This window comes from Plantibacter elymi (nom. nud.), from assembly GCF_900177795.1.
In the GTDB taxonomy this organism is placed as follows: Bacteria; Actinomycetota; Actinomycetes; order Actinomycetales; family Microbacteriaceae; genus Plantibacter; species Plantibacter elymi.
This window is the reverse complement of record NZ_FXWJ01000004.1, coordinates 521151-537208: the sequence shown is the minus strand read 5'-3', so window position 1 is coordinate 537208 and position 16058 is coordinate 521151. Positions and strand designations below refer to the sequence as shown.

The 16058-nt window shown below is 69.2% G+C and carries 16 protein-coding genes; 1 reads left to right on the top strand and 15 read right to left on the bottom strand.

Annotated features, from left to right (window positions below):
* Window positions 1–18: 18 nt before the first annotated feature.
* The 5 genes from CCK91_RS14990 to CCK91_RS14970 form a co-directional block, all read right to left on the bottom strand.
* Window positions 19–795, bottom strand: coding sequence for an amino acid ABC transporter ATP-binding protein (locus CCK91_RS14990; protein WP_274598595.1), 777 nt, complete (start codon window positions 793–795; stop codon window positions 19–21).
* Window positions 792–1763, bottom strand: coding sequence for an amino acid ABC transporter permease (locus tag CCK91_RS14985; RefSeq protein WP_079705041.1), 972 nt, complete (start codon window positions 1761–1763; stop codon window positions 792–794). The genes CCK91_RS14990 and CCK91_RS14985 overlap by 4 nt, the downstream gene beginning before the upstream one ends.
* A 2-nt stretch (window positions 1764–1765) precedes the next feature.
* The gene (locus tag CCK91_RS14980; RefSeq protein WP_194599353.1) at window positions 1766–2659 is read right to left on the bottom strand and encodes an ABC transporter substrate-binding protein; all 894 of its coding nucleotides are present in this window, start codon (window positions 2657–2659) and stop codon (window positions 1766–1768) included.
* 1 nt (window position 2660) lies between these two features.
* Window positions 2661–4364: an amidohydrolase gene (locus tag CCK91_RS14975; RefSeq protein WP_086474653.1), complete on the bottom strand. Its 1704-nt coding sequence runs from the start codon at window positions 4362–4364 to the stop codon at window positions 2661–2663.
* Between the two features lie 213 nt (window positions 4365–4577).
* Window positions 4578–5435, bottom strand: coding sequence for an SDR family oxidoreductase (locus tag CCK91_RS14970; RefSeq protein WP_086474652.1), 858 nt, complete (start codon window positions 5433–5435; stop codon window positions 4578–4580).
* 116 nt (window positions 5436–5551) lie between these two features.
* On the opposite strand from CCK91_RS14970, the gene CCK91_RS14965 reads away from it, so the two are divergent.
* Complete coding sequence (locus CCK91_RS14965) at window positions 5552–5923, top strand: winged helix-turn-helix transcriptional regulator (RefSeq protein WP_064294176.1); 372 nt, start codon at window positions 5552–5554, stop codon at window positions 5921–5923.
* On the opposite strand, the gene CCK91_RS14960 is transcribed toward CCK91_RS14965, so the two are convergent.
* The 10 genes from CCK91_RS14960 to CCK91_RS14915 form a co-directional block, all read right to left on the bottom strand.
* The gene (locus tag CCK91_RS14960) at window positions 5920–7173 is read right to left on the bottom strand and encodes a four-carbon acid sugar kinase family protein (protein WP_086474651.1); all 1254 of its coding nucleotides are present in this window, start codon (window positions 7171–7173) and stop codon (window positions 5920–5922) included. The genes CCK91_RS14965 and CCK91_RS14960 overlap by 4 nt on opposite strands.
* Before the next feature lie 6 nt (window positions 7174–7179).
* On the bottom strand, window positions 7180–8190 hold the full coding sequence (locus tag CCK91_RS14955; protein WP_086474650.1) for a transketolase family protein: 1011 nt from the start codon (window positions 8188–8190) through the stop codon (window positions 7180–7182).
* Window positions 8187–9080, bottom strand: a complete 894-nt coding sequence (locus CCK91_RS14950; protein ID WP_086474649.1) for a transketolase — start codon at window positions 9078–9080, stop codon at window positions 8187–8189. The genes CCK91_RS14955 and CCK91_RS14950 overlap by 4 nt, the downstream gene beginning before the upstream one ends.
* A 74-nt stretch (window positions 9081–9154) precedes the next feature.
* Window positions 9155–10483 carry an MFS transporter gene (locus tag CCK91_RS14945; RefSeq protein WP_086474648.1) on the bottom strand — a complete coding sequence of 443 codons (1329 nt, stop codon included), beginning with the start codon at window positions 10481–10483 and terminating at the stop codon, window positions 9155–9157.
* A 48-nt stretch (window positions 10484–10531) separates the two neighbouring features.
* A complete protein-coding gene (locus CCK91_RS14940; RefSeq protein WP_086474647.1) occupies window positions 10532–11416 on the bottom strand; it encodes an NAD(P)-dependent oxidoreductase in 885 nt (294 codons plus the stop codon).
* A 149-nt stretch (window positions 11417–11565) separates the two neighbouring features.
* Complete coding sequence (locus tag CCK91_RS14935; protein ID WP_086474646.1) at window positions 11566–12267, bottom strand: FadR/GntR family transcriptional regulator; 702 nt, start codon at window positions 12265–12267, stop codon at window positions 11566–11568.
* 109 nt (window positions 12268–12376) lie between these two features.
* Complete coding sequence (gene purQ, locus CCK91_RS14930; RefSeq protein WP_064294181.1) at window positions 12377–13078, bottom strand: phosphoribosylformylglycinamidine synthase subunit PurQ; 702 nt, start codon at window positions 13076–13078, stop codon at window positions 12377–12379.
* Window positions 13075–13335: a phosphoribosylformylglycinamidine synthase subunit PurS gene (gene purS, locus CCK91_RS14925; RefSeq protein ID WP_064294182.1), complete on the bottom strand. Its 261-nt coding sequence runs from the start codon at window positions 13333–13335 to the stop codon at window positions 13075–13077. Before purS ends, purQ begins: the two co-directional genes overlap by 4 nt.
* Before the next feature lie 105 nt (window positions 13336–13440).
* On the bottom strand, window positions 13441–15018 hold the full coding sequence (locus CCK91_RS14920) for an APC family permease (protein WP_086474645.1): 1578 nt from the start codon (window positions 15016–15018) through the stop codon (window positions 13441–13443).
* Window positions 15015–15911 (bottom strand): universal stress protein, encoded by an 897-nt coding sequence (locus CCK91_RS14915; RefSeq protein WP_086474644.1) that lies wholly within the window; start codon window positions 15909–15911, stop codon window positions 15015–15017. Before CCK91_RS14915 ends, CCK91_RS14920 begins: the two co-directional genes overlap by 4 nt.
* Window positions 15912–16058 lie beyond the last annotated feature (147 nt).

The window sequence follows — 16058 nt, the reverse complement described above, 5'->3', positions numbered from 1 at the left end:
AGCGGGCGGCGTTCTTGCTCACAGCACCTTCGAGAGGAACGCCCGCGTCCTGGCGTGCTGTGGGTTGGCGAGCACCTCGCGGGGCGCTCCCGTCTCCACGACGACGCCGCCGTCCATGAACACGAGCGAGTCGGCCACCTCTCGGGCGAACCCCATCTCGTGCGTCACGACGATCATGGTCATGCCGTCCTTCGCGAGCCCCTTCATGACGTCGAGGACCTCGCCGACCAGCTCCGGATCGAGTGCCGAGGTCGGCTCGTCGAACAGCATGAGCTTCGGATCCATCGCGAGGGCCCGCGCGATCGCGACCCGCTGCTGCTGACCGCCCGACAGGTGGCCGGGGTACGCAGCCGCCTTGTCGCTCAGACCGACCCGGTCCAGGAGTTCCCGGCCGCGCTGTTCGGCGACCGCCCGCCGTTGGCCCTTCACCTGCATGGGCGCCTCGATGATGTTCTCGAGCGCCGTCATGTGGGGGAACAGGTTGAACCGTTGGAAGACCATGCCGATGTCGCGCCGCTGCTTCGCCGCTTCCTTGGGCTTCAACTCGTAGAGCTTGTCGCCCCGCTCGCGGTAGCCGATGAGGTCACCCTCGACGAGCAACCGTCCGCCGTCGACCCGCTCCAGGTGGTTGATGCAGCGCAGGAAGGTCGACTTGCCGGAGCCCGACGGCCCGACCAGGCACATCACCTCGCCGCGTCGTACCGTGAGCGAGATGTCCTTGAGGACCGTGTTCGAGCCGAAGGACTTCACCACGCCCTCGGCGCGGACCATGTCGGTCGTGTCCGTGATCGTCATCGTCGTTCTCCGCTCTCGCCGTCGGCGGGACTCTGCTTGGCGCGCGCCTCGGCCTCCTGGACCTGGATGGCCTCGGTCGTGACCGGTGCCCCTGCGTCGATCCGGGTGAGCCCGCGAGCGAACCGCTTCTCCAGGAAGTACTGGCCCACCATCAGGATCGAGGTGAACAGCAGGTACCAGAGTGACGCGACGATGAGCAACGGGATCGGGTTGAACGTCTCGGACGAGATGTCCCGAGACCTCGTGTAGAGCTCCTGCGTGAACGGGACGGCCGTCACGAGCGAGGTGGTCTTGAGCATCGAGATCACCTCGTTGCCGGTCGGCGGGATGATGATCCGCATCGACTGCGGCAGGATGACCCGCCGCATCGTCTGCGCCCAGCTCATCCCGAGCGCCGTCGACGCCTCCTCCTGTCCGCGGTCCACCGACAGCAGACCGGCGCGAACGATCTCCGACATGTAGGCGGCCTCGTTGAGCGCCAGCCCGATGACGGCGATCCAGAACGTGTTCAGCGCGGCGTCCGTCGGCAGCTGCGCGATCGGCGGGAGGAACGGCAAGCCGATGTTGAGCGTCGGATAGATCGTCGCGAGCAGGCCCCAGAAGACCAGCTGCACGTAGACCGGCGTCCCGCGGAACAGCCAGACGAAGCCCCATGCGATGGCCTTGAGCACCGGGTTCGGCGACAGTCGCATGATCGCGAGCACGACGCCGAGGACGATGGCGCCGATCATCGAGTACACCGTCAGCTGCAGCGTGATGAGCGCTGCCATGGTGATCCGCCGGTCGAAGACGTACTTGCCCACGGCCGGCCAGTCGTACGCCGGCCGCGTCGCCGCGTCGACCACGAAGGCGACGAGCAACAGCACGATGATGACCGCGAACACGTTCCGCCACGGATGGCGGAGCTTGACGACCTTCAACGGCACCGGGGGCGCGGACGCCGTGCCGGTCGTTCTGGAGTCGCTCATGGTCAGCTCGTCGCGCCGTTGATGTCGATCTTGTCGATGGCGCCGGACTCGACGCCCCACTTGCTCAGGATCGAGCCGTAGGTGCCGTCGTCCATGAGGGACTGCAGGGCGGCTTGGAGGGCCTTGCCGAGGTCGCCGCGGTCCTTCGCGATCGGCATGCCGTAGAGGAAGGTCGAGTAGACGTCACCGGAGAGTTCGAGTTTCCCGTCGCTCTGCTGGACGGCGTACTGGACGACCGGGGAGTCGGCGGTCATCGCGTCGGCGCGGCCGAGCGTGACCGCGGCCGTCGCCTCGTCCTGCGTGTCGTAGCCGAGGGCCTCGATCGCGGGCTTGCCGGCGTCCGTGCAGGCCTGCGACTTGGCGGGGACGTCGTCGAGGGCCTCCGTCGTACCGTTCTGGACGGCGACCTTCAGCCCGCAGGCGTTGTCGGGGTCGACGGACTTGCCCGCCAGGGTCGCCCACTGGATCCCGGCCGTGAAGTAGTCGACCATGTCGACCTGCTGCTGACGCTCCTTGGTGTCGAAGAAGGACGACAACCCGACGTCGTACTTGCCACCGGTGATGCTCGGGATGATGTTGTCGAACTTCGCCACCTGGTAGTCGGTGGTGAGGCCGAGCTTGCCGGCCATCGCGTCGGCGAGCTCGATCTCCCAACCGATCGGGTCGCCGTTCGCGTCCTTGAACTCGTTGGGCGCGTAGGTCGCGTCGGTGCCGAGGATGAGCTTGCCGGCCTGACGGATGTCGTCGGGGAGCAGGGCCTCGGCGGCCTTGTCGACGGTCACCGCGGCCGTGGAGCCGGTGGCGTCGGGCGTGGCGACCTCGTTGTTGACGCAGCCGGTGAGCAGCAGCGCGGCGGCGGCCGTGAGTGCGGCCGGGAGCAGGTATCGGTTCTTCATGTCAGGTTCCTTGCTCGGTTGATGTGGTGGTGGAGGTGAAGACGCGGCGTCCGGCGATCCAGGTCCCGACGGTCCTGGTGTGCGCGATCTCGGTGGTGGGACCGGCGAACGGGTCACGATCGACGAGGACGAGGTCTGCGACGGCGCCGACCTCGATCACGCCGGTGTCGTCGCGGTGGTCGATCCGGTTGGACCCGCGCGTGTACGCGGCGATCGCGGCTCCGAGCGTCAGCGACTGTCCGGGGTTCAGCGGTTCGGCGTGGTGATCGGGGTCGTCGGCCGGGAGCGTCCGGTTGACGGCCACGTGCAGGGCCTGCCACGGATCGGGGGTCGTGACGGGCCAGTCCGATCCGGCGCAGAGCAGAGTGCCGAGTCGTGCAGCATCGCCGAACGGATACTGCCAGGAGGCGCGTTCATCGCCGAGCAGGGGCAGGTTCAGCTCGAGCATCTGAGGCTCCCACGTGGCCCAGAGTGCCTGCATGTTCATCGTGACGCCGAGTCGGGCGAACCGCGGCAGGTCGTCGGGGTGGACGATCTGCACGTGCGCGATGTGGTGCCGGTTGTCGCTCTCGCCGTTGCTGTCCCGCGCTGCCTCGAGGGCGTCGAGGCACTCGCGGACCGCCCGGTCGCCGATCGCGTGGAAGTGGACCTGGAACCCCGCGGCGTCGAGCCTCGTGACCGCCTCGACGAGGATCGCGGGCTCCAGGAAGGAGATGCCGTGCTCGGGAGCGGTGTCACCGCAGTGGCAGGTGCGGAGGTAGGGGTCGATCATCGCGGCGGTCCGGTTCTCGGGGATGCCGTCCTGCATGATCTTGACGGTGCCCGCGGTGAAGCGCCCGGTCGTCGTCCCGAGGGCTGCGGCGCGGCGTGCGATCGCGTCGCGGCGTGCGATGAGGTCGTCGATCTGCTCGAGCCCACGATCCCGGTCCCACCAGAGCGCCCCCACGACGTCGCTGACGAGCGACCCGTCCGCCATCGCCTGCAGGTAGGCGTCGCTCGTGTCGGTGTGGCTGCCGTAGTCGCCGACGATCGCGTCCTGCCAGCCGGTGACACCGAAGCCGTGGAGGGTCTGCTGGGCTGCGACGAGGGCGGCCGCGACGTCCTCGTCGGTGTCGACGGGGACGAACCGCGACACGAGCGAGCGGGCACCCTCGTGGAGCATGCCGTTCGGGGTGCCGTCCGCGTCCCGCTCGATCCGGCCGTCGGCGGGGTCCGGTGTGGTGTGGTCGATGCCGGCGAGACGGAGTGCCGCGGTGTTCACCCAGGCGCCGTGGTGGTCGCGGTTCTGGAGGAAGACGGGGCGGTGCGGCACCACTCGGTCGAGGTCCGCGGCGAGCGGGGTGCCGCCGGGGAAGGCGGCCTGTTGCCAGCCGCCGCCGACGATCCACGGGCGCTCGGGGTGGGCCTCGGCGTAGGCGGCGATCGTGGCGAGGTACTCCTCGGGGGTGCGCTCGGCCGACAGGTCGCACGCGAGCTGTTCGAGTCCGGCCTCGATCGGATGGACGTGCGCGTCGACGAAGCCGGGCAGCAGCAGACCGCCTCGGAGGTCCACGATCTCGGTGTCGGGACCGATCGCCGCGTGTGCGTCGGCGTCGAGGGCGACGATCCGGCCGTCGGAGACGGCGACGGCTCCGGACTGCGGCGTGAGCAGGGCGTTCCGGAAGACGGTGCCTCCGGTGAAGACCGTGTCCGCGTTGCTCGTCATATCACCTGCTCGAAGCGTCGGTGGTGCCGTCTGGCCGGCGCGTCATCCTCGGCGCGCTAGCGGTATCGAGAGCATAACCCGGATCGAGGTGACGGATTCGTGCGTCGGATCGCGTTTCTGCAACGGATTCCTCCAGCCGTGGCGTCAGCGCACGCGAACGGGCCCGGAGCATGCGCTCCGGGCCCGGCTGACTGCAGGAGATATCGACGCGGCTCAGGCGACGAGCGTGCGCAGTCCTTCGACCAGGGGCGTCGTCGGACGCCCGATCAGTCGACCGAGGTCGCCGCTCGTGTCGGCGAGGAGCCCGTCGCGGGTGTTGCCGTCGAGGGCGACGACGAAGCCCGCGGTGCCCTCGTCGAGACCGGCGGCCAGCAGCGCCTTCAGGTGGTCCTCGGGGGAGAGGTCCTGGTAGACGACCTCGCGGCCGACGACCTCGCCGATCGCCTGCGCCAGCTCGGGGTGCGACCACGCGACGTCGCCGGCGAGCTCGTAGGCCTTGCCCTCGTGGCCGTCGGTTGTGAGGACGACGGCGGCCGCCTCCGCGTAGTCGGTGCGCGACGCGCTCGACACGAGACCGTCGCCGACGCTCCCGACGAACGATCCGGTCGCCTTGGCCTGGTCGACGGACTGGCCGTAGTTCTCGGTGTACCAGCCGTTGCGGAGGATGGTGAAGGGGAGGCCGGACGCGTGGATGAGCTCCTCGGTCGCCTTGTGCTCGGGGGCGAGGATCAGCGGGGAGGTGTCGGCCCGGAGCGCGCTCGTGTAGACGAGGCGGGCGACGCCGGCGCGCTTGGCGGCGTCGATGGCCGCGGCGTGCTGGGCGACGCGCTGGCCGACCTCGCTGCTGGAGACGAGCAGGACCGTGTCGCCGGCCTCGAGGGCGGCGTCGAGGGTGGCGGGGTCGGCGAAGTCGACCTTCGCGGTGCGGACGCCCTGCGCGGCGAGATCGGCGAGCGCCTCGGTCCGGCGGCCGGTGGCGACGATGGTGGCGGGGTCGGTGCCGCGGGCGAGCAGGTGCTCGACGACGAGGTGGCCGAGCTGGCCGGTGGCTCCGGTGACGACGAGAGACATGTGAGGGTCCTTTCGATGGGGTTCGCTGAGGAGGAACCCGCTTCCGATCACATTACTTCCCGATCTGCAGTACCCACTTTGAGGTAAGCTACTGTCCGACGAGTAAGGAATGAGCCATGACGAGCGTAGACACGCAGCTGGGAAGACGCCCCGGATTCACCGACGGCATCCTGCCGGCCGCCTGCCCCTCGCGCACGGTGCTCGACCACGTGACCAGCAAATGGGGCGTCCTCGTCCTCCTGGCGCTGTCCGACGGCACCCATCGCTGGGGTGAGCTGCGACGGGTGGTCCAGGGCATCAGCGAGAAGATGCTGGCCCAGACGCTCCGCACGCTCGAGGAGGACGGCCTCGTCGTCCGCGTCGCGCACCCCGAGATCCCGCCCCGTGTCGAGTACAGCCTGAGCGACCGGGGTCGCGACCTCAATGAGCACCTGATGCCGTTGATGGCGTGGATCGACCACAACGCGTCGGAGATCCTCGGGCGCTAGGCGGTCCGGCCGAGCGCTGCAAGGACGTCGACGATCGTCGACGGGTCGCCGACGTTGCCCGGGACGACCACGTAGAGCTTCTCCTCGTCCTCGGGTGTCACCACGCTCCACACCGAGACCCCGGGCAGCACTTGTCCGAGGACGCGCGCGCGCCTGGCGCCGAGGCCGACCCGGGCGACCTCGGCGGAGGTGATGCCGCCCTTCGACACGACGACCTCCACCGATCCTCGGAGCGCAGCGGTCGCCGACGTCAGTGCGGTCATCACCCGCTCGCCGTGGTCGAGCGTGTTGTGCGAGGCGTCCCGTTCCCGCTCGGACGAGATCGCGGCGAACCCCGTCGCGGCGAGTCTCGCTCGAGCGACCTCCGCCACGGCCCGTCCGGTGGCGACGGCATCCTGGAGGGCGTCGCTCGTCGGGACGATCTCAGCGGGGCCGAACGCCGCCTCGACGGGCGCGAGCTGTCGCGTCGCACCGATGGTGTGGGAGCCGCAGACGAGGAGCGCGGCGACCGGCTTCGCGACGAGCGGCGAGGGGAGGAGGCCGTCGCTCTCGACGCCCGCGATGGCCGCAGCGAGGGGGGACGCGGACCGGACGACCACGTCGGCTCCGTCGGCCCATGCCGTCGTGATGGCCTGCGCGATGACCCGGACGTCGTCTCCGGTCTCCGCGTCCGGAAGGAGCACCGTTCCGGGAACGGCATCGCGGAGAGCTGCACGGAACTCGGCGGCGCCGTCGCGGAGATCCGCCAGACCGAAGTGGGCGGCCTCCCGCCCGGACTGTTCGCGCACGTAGTCCGGCAGGTGTCCCGAGCGGAACGGGAACACGGGGTCCTGGGCGTACTCCGTCTCGTGGGCCGGCAGCGTCTCGTCACCGATCCGGACGTAGTGGGTGCCGTCGATCGTCGTGCGCCCGCCCTCTGGGAAGGCCGGAACGAACACGATGACGCTGCGGTCCCCGGTGAAGACCGCGGTCTCGGGGAACACGTGCCCGCGCAGGGTCGAGTCTCCTCGGAGGACGATGTGCACCCGCTCGCCGAGACGGCGTCCCGCCTCCTCCGCCTCGGTTCGAGTGCGTTCGAGGAGCGCGACTGCCTCCTCCTCAGGGACGGCGCGGGTGTTGGTGAGCAGGTAGACCGCGTCGGCTTCGTCGAGGGCCTGCTCGATGAGGTCGGCGTCCCACTCGAGCAGGACGTCGACGCCGGAGGCCGACTGCGTGCCGGTGGGGTCGTCGTCGAGGATGAGGGTTTTCATAGCGTCCTAAGCGGTGTCGTCGCGACGGAGTTCGGTGAGTACGCGATCGACGATACTGGTCGTCGCGAGTCCGTAGCGTTCGTGGAGGGTCGGGAGCGCCCCAGCGTCGAGGAACGCGTCGGGGAGGCCGATCGGGACGACCCGCTTCCCGAGCCCGCGGCGCACGACCGCGCTCGCGACCGTCTCGAACAGCCCACCGACGACGGTGTGGTTCTCGAGGGTCACCGCGAGGCGCGGAGTGTCGATCTCGGCGAGGACCGTCGCCTCGTCGAACGGCTTGATCGTCGGCGTGTGGACGACCGAGACGTCGAGATGATGTGCCGCGAGCGCCTCCGCCGCCTGTAGGGCCCGCATCGTCATGAGCCCGCTGGAGATGAGCACGACGTCGGCACCGGGTCGGAGGACTTTCGCCCTACCGAGCTCGAAGGTGTAGTCGTACTCGTCGAGGACCATCGGGACGTTCCCGCGGAGCAGTCGCAGGTAGGTCGGGCCTTCATGGGCGGCGAGCTGCGGGACGGCCTGCTCGATGTCGAGGGCGTCGCACGGGTCGACGATCGTGAGGTTCGGCATGCCGCGGAAGATCGCGACGTCCTCGGTCGCCTGGTGGCTGGGTCCGTACCCCGTCGTGAGCCCAGGGAGCCCGCCCACGATGTTGACGTTGAGGTTCGGCTCGGCGATGTCGAGGCAGATGAAGTCGTACGCCCGACGGGCGGCGAAGACGGAGTAGGTCGACGCGAAAGGGACGAGACCCGTCTCCGCCATGCCGGCGGCGGTGCCGTACAGCAACTGCTCGGCCATCCCCATCTGGAAGAAGCGCTCCGGGTGGGCCTTCGCGAAGACGTGCATGTCGGTGTACTTGCTGAGGTCGGCGGACAGGCCGACGACGCGGGGGTCCGTCTCGGCGAGCTTCGCGAGCGCGTGTCCGAAGGGCGCAGGCGAGGTGCGCTGACCGGGGTCGGCGAACGACGCGATCATCGCGGACGTCTTGAGCCTCGGGGTCGTGATCGCGGTGTTCATGCCTGGTCCGTCCCATCGAGTCCTGCGGTCAGTTGGTCGCGGCACAGCTGCCACTCGTGTTCGTCGATCTTCATGAAGTGCGCCTTCTCCCGCTGCTCGAGCAGTGGTACGCCGCGTCCGACGAGGGTGTCGCAGAGGATCACGGCCGGGGTGCCGTCGGCGGCTGAGACCGCGGTCGCCCGGTCGACGGCCGTCAGCAGGGCGTCGACGTCGTTGCCGTCGACGCGCTGGGTGAACCAGCCGAACGACGCCCACTTCTCGTGGGCCGGTTCGATGCTGAGGACGCCGGCCGTGGGGCCGTCCGCCTGCAGGGCGTTCATGTCGACGAAGGCCAGGAGGTTGCCGAGGCGGTGGTGGTGCGCGCCCATCGCGGCCTCCCAGGTGGACCCTTCGTCGAGTTCACCGTCGGACAGGAAGTTCACGACGCGGGCGTCGTTCCCCTGCAGGCGGAGGCCGAGGGCCATGCCCACGGCGACGCCCAGCCCGTGGCCGAGGGAACCGCCGGAGATCTCCATGCCGGGGGTGTAGCTGGCCATGCCGGACATCGGCAGGCGGGAGTCGTCGGAACCGTAGGTCTCCAGTTCCTCGACCGGGACGACTCCCGCTTCGGCGAGCGCCGCGTACAGACCGATCGCGTAGTGACCGGTCGACAGCAGGAAGCGGTCGCGACCCTCCCAGTGTGGGTCGGACGGGCGGAGCCGCAGGAGGTCGGCGTAGGCGGTGGCGAGGATGTCGGCGGCGCCGAGTCCCTGGCCGACGTAACCCTGGCCCTGCACCTCGCCCATGTCGAGGATGTGGTGACGGATGCGGTGAGCGGCCGCCGCGACGGCGGCGCTTCGCGACGAGCGGGTCGCGGTCTGGTCGACCGTGCTGGTGATGGTGGAGGTCATGCGGGGTTCCTTCCGGATCGGGTGGTGACGGCGTCGGTCGCCCGCCACCACCCGCGGTGGATCGTGGAGCGGGATCAGCGGCGGAGGAGCTCGGCCTGACGGCCGTCCGGACGGGACAGCTGCCCCGTCTTGATGGGCGCGGTCTCGCGGGCGGTGAGCGCGCAGAGGGTGGAGACGATCCCGAGTGCGCTGAGGAGCACAGCGGGGCCGATCCAACCGATCCAGCCGTAGAGAGCAGTCGCGATGAAGGGCAGGAGGCCCGCGATGACGCTCGCACCGTTGTAGCCGAGCGAGATGCCCGACGAACGAACGTTCCGGTCGAACTGCTCGGAGAACCAGGACCCTTCGACGGCGAAGATCGGGTCGTGGCTCAGGATCAGGCTCAAGGTGACGGCGACGATGATCATGATGACGGCGCCCGTGTTGATGAGCAGGAACATCGGGATGCCGAACAGGATCGTGAAGATCGAGCCGATGAGGAACACGTTCCGACGGCCGATACGGTCGCTGAGTGCGCCGTAGGCGAGGTGTGTCCCGAGGCCGAGCGCCGAGCCGACGAGCGTGCCGTACAGGACGTACTGCTTGTCGGAGACACCGGCGAGGACGACGTACGACAGGGCGAAGCTCGTCGTGATGTAGTAGCCGCCGGTCTCGGCGAGACGCAGGCCGATGATCCGAAGGATGACCCGCCAGTCCTGCTTGATGACCTGTACCGCGGGGCGCTTGTGGATCTCGCCGGCGGCCTTCATCTGCTCGAAGTCGGGTGACTCGTGGATGCCGAGGCGGATCCAGAGGCCGATGGCGACCATCACGATGGAGAACAGGAACGGCACCCTCCACACCCAGTCGCCCTCGAACAATGCGGCGCTCAGGAGGAAGGAACCGTTCGCGAGCAGCAGGCCGGCGGGGATGCCGATCTGCGGGACCGCGCCGAAGAACCCGCGACGGCGGAGGGGAGCGTGCTCGACCGCCATCAGGACGGCGCCGCCCCACTCGGCGCCGTACCCGATGCCCTGCACCGCGCGCAGCACGATCAGGAGGATCGGCGCGAGGACACCGACGGACGCGTAGGTCGGGAGGACACCGATGAGGAACGTCGCGACGCCCATGATCGACAGCGCCCAGATGAGGATGGTCTTGCGGCCGATCCGGTCACCGAAGTGGCCCGCGAGGTAGCCGCCGAGTGGACGGAAGAGGAAGCCGATCGCCAGGGTCGCGAAGCTCGCGAGGACACCGACGAAGGCGTTCTCCGCGTGGAAGAAGGCCGTGCCGAAGTAGGCGGCCGCCGCGGTGCCGTAGATGAAGAAGTCGTAGCTCTCGACGGCCGTCCCGATCATGGAGGCCGTCGAGACCTTGATCGGGTTGTCCTTCACCGGAGCCGGTGCTGGGGTGGGGTGTGCCATGGGTTCCTCCTTGAACGAATGGTGCGGGGTCGTGCGGTCGTGCGACGCTCAGATGCTCGGGCGATAGGTCTCGATCACGCGGGAGTCGTCGCGGGTGCCCAGGCCGGCTTCGGCCGCGGCCAGGTACCGCTCGCGGGCGGCGTCGAGGACGGGCGTCGACGCCCCCGCAGCGCTCGCCGCATCGGCCACGAGTCCGGCGTCCTTGACGAAGATGTTGATCTGGCTCGTGACCTCGACGTCGGTGCCCTGCAGCATCCGCGGCCCGCGGTCGGAGAGCATCCAAGACGCCGCGGCGCCGGACTCGACCAGGGGGAGCACGGTCGCCGGGTCGAGGCCGAGGGATTCGGCGAGGGCGAGCGCTTCGGCGGCCGCGACGATGTGCACGGCGCAGAGGTGCTGGTTGACCACCTTGATGCCCTGACCGTCGCCGACGGCCTCGCCGACGATCCGGACGGCGCCGAGTGCCCCGAGCACGCCCGACACGGCGTCGGTCGCCGCGGTGGGGCCGGACACGAAGAGGGACAGTTCGCCGGTGCGGGCCCGGGCGACGCCGCCGGTGACCGGCGCGTCGACGACGGATGCCCCGGCTCCGGTGAGGCGGGCGCCCTGCTCGGCGACGGACGCGGGGCCGACCGTGCTCATGACCACCCAGGTCTGTCCGGCGACGTCCGTGGCCTCGAGCGCTTGGTCGACGAGGGTCGAGAGCTGGTCCGGCGTCGCCACCATCACGATGACGACCTCGGCCCGGGGTGCTTCAGCGATCGAGGACACGGCGTCGAGGCCGACGGCGGAGGCGCGCTCGTGCGCTGTGGGGAACGGGTCGACGCCCGTGACGCAGTGGCCGGCGGCCACGAGCTGGGCGGCCATCGGGAGCCCGATCGCGCCGATGCCGACGAAGGTGAGCGTGGTTGCGGGCTGTGGCGTCGTCGCCATGGCGTCCTCCATCGGTGCGCGGGGTGAGCGGATGATTGGTTGAACCAATCTGCTGCGGACGATCGTATGGCGACCCTCTCGCGCTTGTCAAGTATTGGTTGGACCAATGTGGAGGCCGTGCGGGGGTCCAGGCGTGCGGGCCGCAACGGTCAGTGCGCGTCGACGCCGAGCCGCAGCCAATCGACGAAGTGCTGGTGCATGGCTCGGCGCGCGGCTTCAGGATCGCGGGAGACAAGGGCGTCGACGACGGCGTAGTGGACGCTGTCGGTGTTGCGGACGCCGTGTTCGTCGGGCTCCTCGACGGCGATGGCCTGCAGCCGCCTGGTGCGGATCGCCTCGCGGAGGACGTGGCTGAAGCCCTCGTGCATGAGCCGGAAGATCGGATCGTCGACGATCGCGTTCAAGCGGCTGTGGAACGTCACGTCCGCTTCGAGGGCGGCCTCGTGGTCACCAGCTCGCGTTGCCTCGATCATCCGGTCGACGTCGGAGCGGAGGAGGGCGATCTGTTCATCGGTCACCAGGCTGGCCGCGGCCTCCGCGACGGTCTCCTCGAGGAGCATCCGCGAGCGGGCGAACTGCTGGTCCGTCAGATGGCCGAGCTGGCGGGAGATCGTGAACCAGCTCCGGACGAAGTCGTCGCCGGGGGCGTCCAGGTAGGTGCCGCGTCCCTGCGTCCGATACAGGAACCCCAGTCGCTCCAGCACGGCGAGCTGTTCGCGGAGCGCGCCGCGGCTCATCTCCAGTGCCTCGCCGAGTTCGCGCTCCGGGGGGAGCCGTCTCGCCGTCGTGTCCGGCTCCGGGGTGGAGAGCTCGATGAGGCGACTCACGAGCGCTTCGAGCGGTTCAGCCACATCCGCCCCCTCGATTGGTCCGACCAGCTTCGATCGTAGCCGGTGCGTTCGTTCGCCCAAGTTTGGGCTACCGAACGTTCCCTCGCCCAAAAATGGGCGAACGAACGGGCTAGACCGCCTGGAGGGCCTGCACGGCGCTCGTGAAGAAGGCGAGACCGTCGACACCGGAGCGCATGGCGAGCGGGGTGTCGGGACCGAAGCCCGGCTCGATCGCGTGCTCGGGGTGCGGCATGAGCCCGACGACGTTGCCGGCCGGGTTCGTGAGCCCGGCGATGTCGTCGAGGGAACCGTTCGGGTTCACGCCCGCGTAGCGGAAGGCGACCAGGCCCTCGCCCTCGACGCGCGCCAGGGTCTCGGCGTCGGCGATGTAGCCACCGTCGGCGTTCTTGAGCGGGATGGTGATCTCCTGCCCCTTCGAGAACTGGTGGGTCCAGGCGGTGTCGGCGTTCTCCACCGTGAGCAGCTGGTCGCGACGGATGAACTGCTGGTGGGCGTTCCGGATGAGGCCACCGGGCAGCAGATGCGCCTCGACGAGCATCTGGAAGCCGTTGCAGATCCCGAGGATCGGCATGCCCTTGCCCGCGGCGTCCTTCAACTCGGTCATGATCGGCGAGACTGCGGCGATCGCGCCGGCGCGGAGGTAGTCGCCGTAGCTGAAGCCACCCGGAAGGATGACGGCGTCGACGCCCTGGAGGTCGTGGTCGCCGTGCCAGAGCGCGACGGGCTCGGCACCCGCCATGCGGACCGCGCGCTGGGCGTCGCGGTCATCGAGCGAACCAGGGAAGGTGATGACACCGATACGGGTCGTCATGCCTCGGAGCCCTCGGGGTAGTGGATGGCCACGACGTCCTCGATCACGGCGTTCGAGAGGATGTCGTCGGCGATCTGCTGCACCGTGGCGCGCGTGGCGTCGGTGATGGGGCCGTCGACCGTGAGCTCGAAGCGCTTGCCGATGCGGACATCGGTGAACTCGCTCTTGCCGAGACGCGCGAGGGCGCCGGCGACGGCCTTGCCCTGGGGGTCCAGCAGTTCGGCTTTCGGCATGACTTCTACGACGATGGTCGGCACGGAGGTCTCTTTCGTTGCGACGCGGCGGGGATGCGAACAGTCTAGCGCCGAGCGCACGACGCCCGTCCGACGGCGGTGCATCGGACGGGCGTCGTGGTCAGCGGGTCATTCGGGGAGGGCGGCGTCCGCTTCGTTCGCGTCACCGGCGATGCCGCGGGCGAGCGTCTTGTTGCGGAAGAAGTCCGGTCGGAGCTTCGCCTGGATGAGCATGATGACGACGCCCGCCACGATGATGATCATGCCGAGGATGAACACGAGCCCGACACCGCCGATGTTCGACCCGCTGCCGTAGTCGGGGTTCGCGCTCTCGATGATCGTGGTGAAGAACAGCACGCCCAGGATGAGACCGCCGACGAGCGGGGAGAAGAACTGGAAGAAGAAGTTCCGTGCGCTCGAGAACCACTGCTTCCGGAAGTACCAGACGCACGCGAACGCCGTCAGGCCGTAGTAGAAGCAGATCATCATGCCGAGGGTCGTGATCGTGTCCCAGAGCACGTCCTCGGAGATGAAGCGCATGACCGCGTAGAACACCGACGCGACGACACTGGAGACGATCGTCGCGTAGCCGGGCGTGAAGAACTTCGGGTGCACCTTCGAGAACTTCGGCGACAGCGCGCCGTAGTGCCCCATCGCGAGCAGGGTCCGCGCGGGGGAGACGAACGTCGACTGCAGCGAGGCGGCCGAGGAGGACAGCACCGCGATCGACACGAGGATCGCGAGCGGACCGAGGATGGGCCCCGCGAGCGAGAAGAACACGTTGCCCTGGATGTCCTCGTTGCCGAGCCCGAACTCGCCGTCGCCGACGCCTGCGTAGTTGATGAGCGCGACCGACAGGAACAGGTAGAGGACGACGATGATGACGACCGTGGCCGTCGCGGCCTTGCCGGGCGTCGAGCTCGACCCCTTCGTCTCCTCGCTCATCGTCAGCGTGACGTCCCAACCCCAGAAGATGAAGATGGAGAGCGAGAGACCGGCGGCGAAGGCGCTGAACGACCCGACGGCGAACGGGTTGAACCAGTCGAGCGAGATCGGGAGGGCGTCGAACGCGTCACCGCCCGCGACGTGCGCGAAGGCGACGATGCCGAACAGCACCATCACGAGCAACTGGAAGCCCACGAGCACGTACTGCAGCTTCTGCGTCGTCTGCATGTCGCGATAGGAGATGAGCGTCGCCCCGAGCATGAACGCCAGACAGGTGATGACGTTGATGAACGGGTTCGACGTGAGGCCGGCGATGTCGGGGTTCTGGAAGATCTGCGACAGCATCAGGTAGAAGAAGTCGACCGCGATGCCCGCGAGGTTCGAGAGCACGACGATGGTCGCGGCGATGAGACCCCAACCGGCCATCCAACCGACCCACGGGCCGAACGCGCGCGTCGCCCAGGTGAACGAGGTGCCGGAGTCCGGCATGCGGCTGTTGAGCTCCCGGTAGCCGAAGGCGACGAGCAGCATCGGGATGAAACCGACGAGGAAGATGGCCGGCACGTGGGTGCCGACCTCCGCGACGGTCGGACCGAGGGCACCGGTCAGGGTGTACGCCGGGGCGATGCACGAGATGCCGATGACGATCGCGCCGACGAGGCCGACGGTGCCGGCGCCGAGGCCCTTCTTGGAGAGGGCGCCGGTCGCGGTCGTCTCGGGGTGGGCGACGTCGCGCGGAGGGGTGGTTTCGGGAGGAGTCATGTCGGGTCTCCGAGGGTCAGCACGGAGTCGCGGGGAACGACCACCATGGGTACGGGGAGCTCCCGCAGCATCTTCGCTGCCGTGGAGCCGAGGAAGAGGTGCTTGGGGGTGGCGAGTCGGCTGGAACCGACGAGCACGATCTCCGCGGGCTTCCACTCGAGGTGCGAGACGGCGTCCTCGATGCGGGTGCCCGAGGCGATCTCGGTGGTCACGTCGATGTCCTTCGGCAGGTGCTCGGTCGCGTAGGCGAGGACCTCCGCCGCGTGCGACTCGGCCCGGGCGGTCGCCTCGGGGTGCTCGGCGCCCTCGGGCTGGTCGAGTGCGACGAGCGACACCAGACGGAGCGGGATGACCGCGTTCTTGGCGACGACGATGGCCGCGTCGAGCAGCTGGTGCGCGCCGGCACGGGTGCCGATCGCGCAGGTGATCCGGCTGACCGTGCCGCCGGTGGGCTGCGCGTCGAGGAGGTCGCGGCTGCCGACCGGAGCGAGGGCGACCGGGACGACCGCCGAATGCAGGAGCGTGTTCGCGACGCTGCCGAGCGTGAATCGCCCGAGGAGTCCGCCGCGCGCCGCACCGATGATGATGAGCCCGCCCTCGAGGATGCGGGAGGCCTCCAAGAGGCCCTCCGCGAACGACTCGTCGTACACGAGGTGCGTCTTGGCCGTGATGTCGGCGGGGACCGCGTCGAGCGCCTCGGCGAGCCAGCGTTCGGCCGTCTCCCGGAGGAACCGTTCGTACCCGGGATCGGCCGGGGTGATCGTCGGGCGCTCCTCGTTCGCGAGCACGAGGACGATGTCGAGCCGGGCGCCGGTGGTCCGAGCGATCCGGATGCCGAGCGCGAGGGCGTCGCGTCCCGCCGGCGTATCGGTGTAGCCAACGATGTATCTCATCTGGTGTTCGCTTTCGATCGGGTGCGCCCTTCGACAAGCTCAGGGACCGGGACCAGGATGCACGGCGGTGTGCGGGTGTTTCGTTGGTGCAGGGTATCGACGGGGGTGGCCCTTCGACAAGCTCAGGGACCGGAAGTGGTGCTCAGG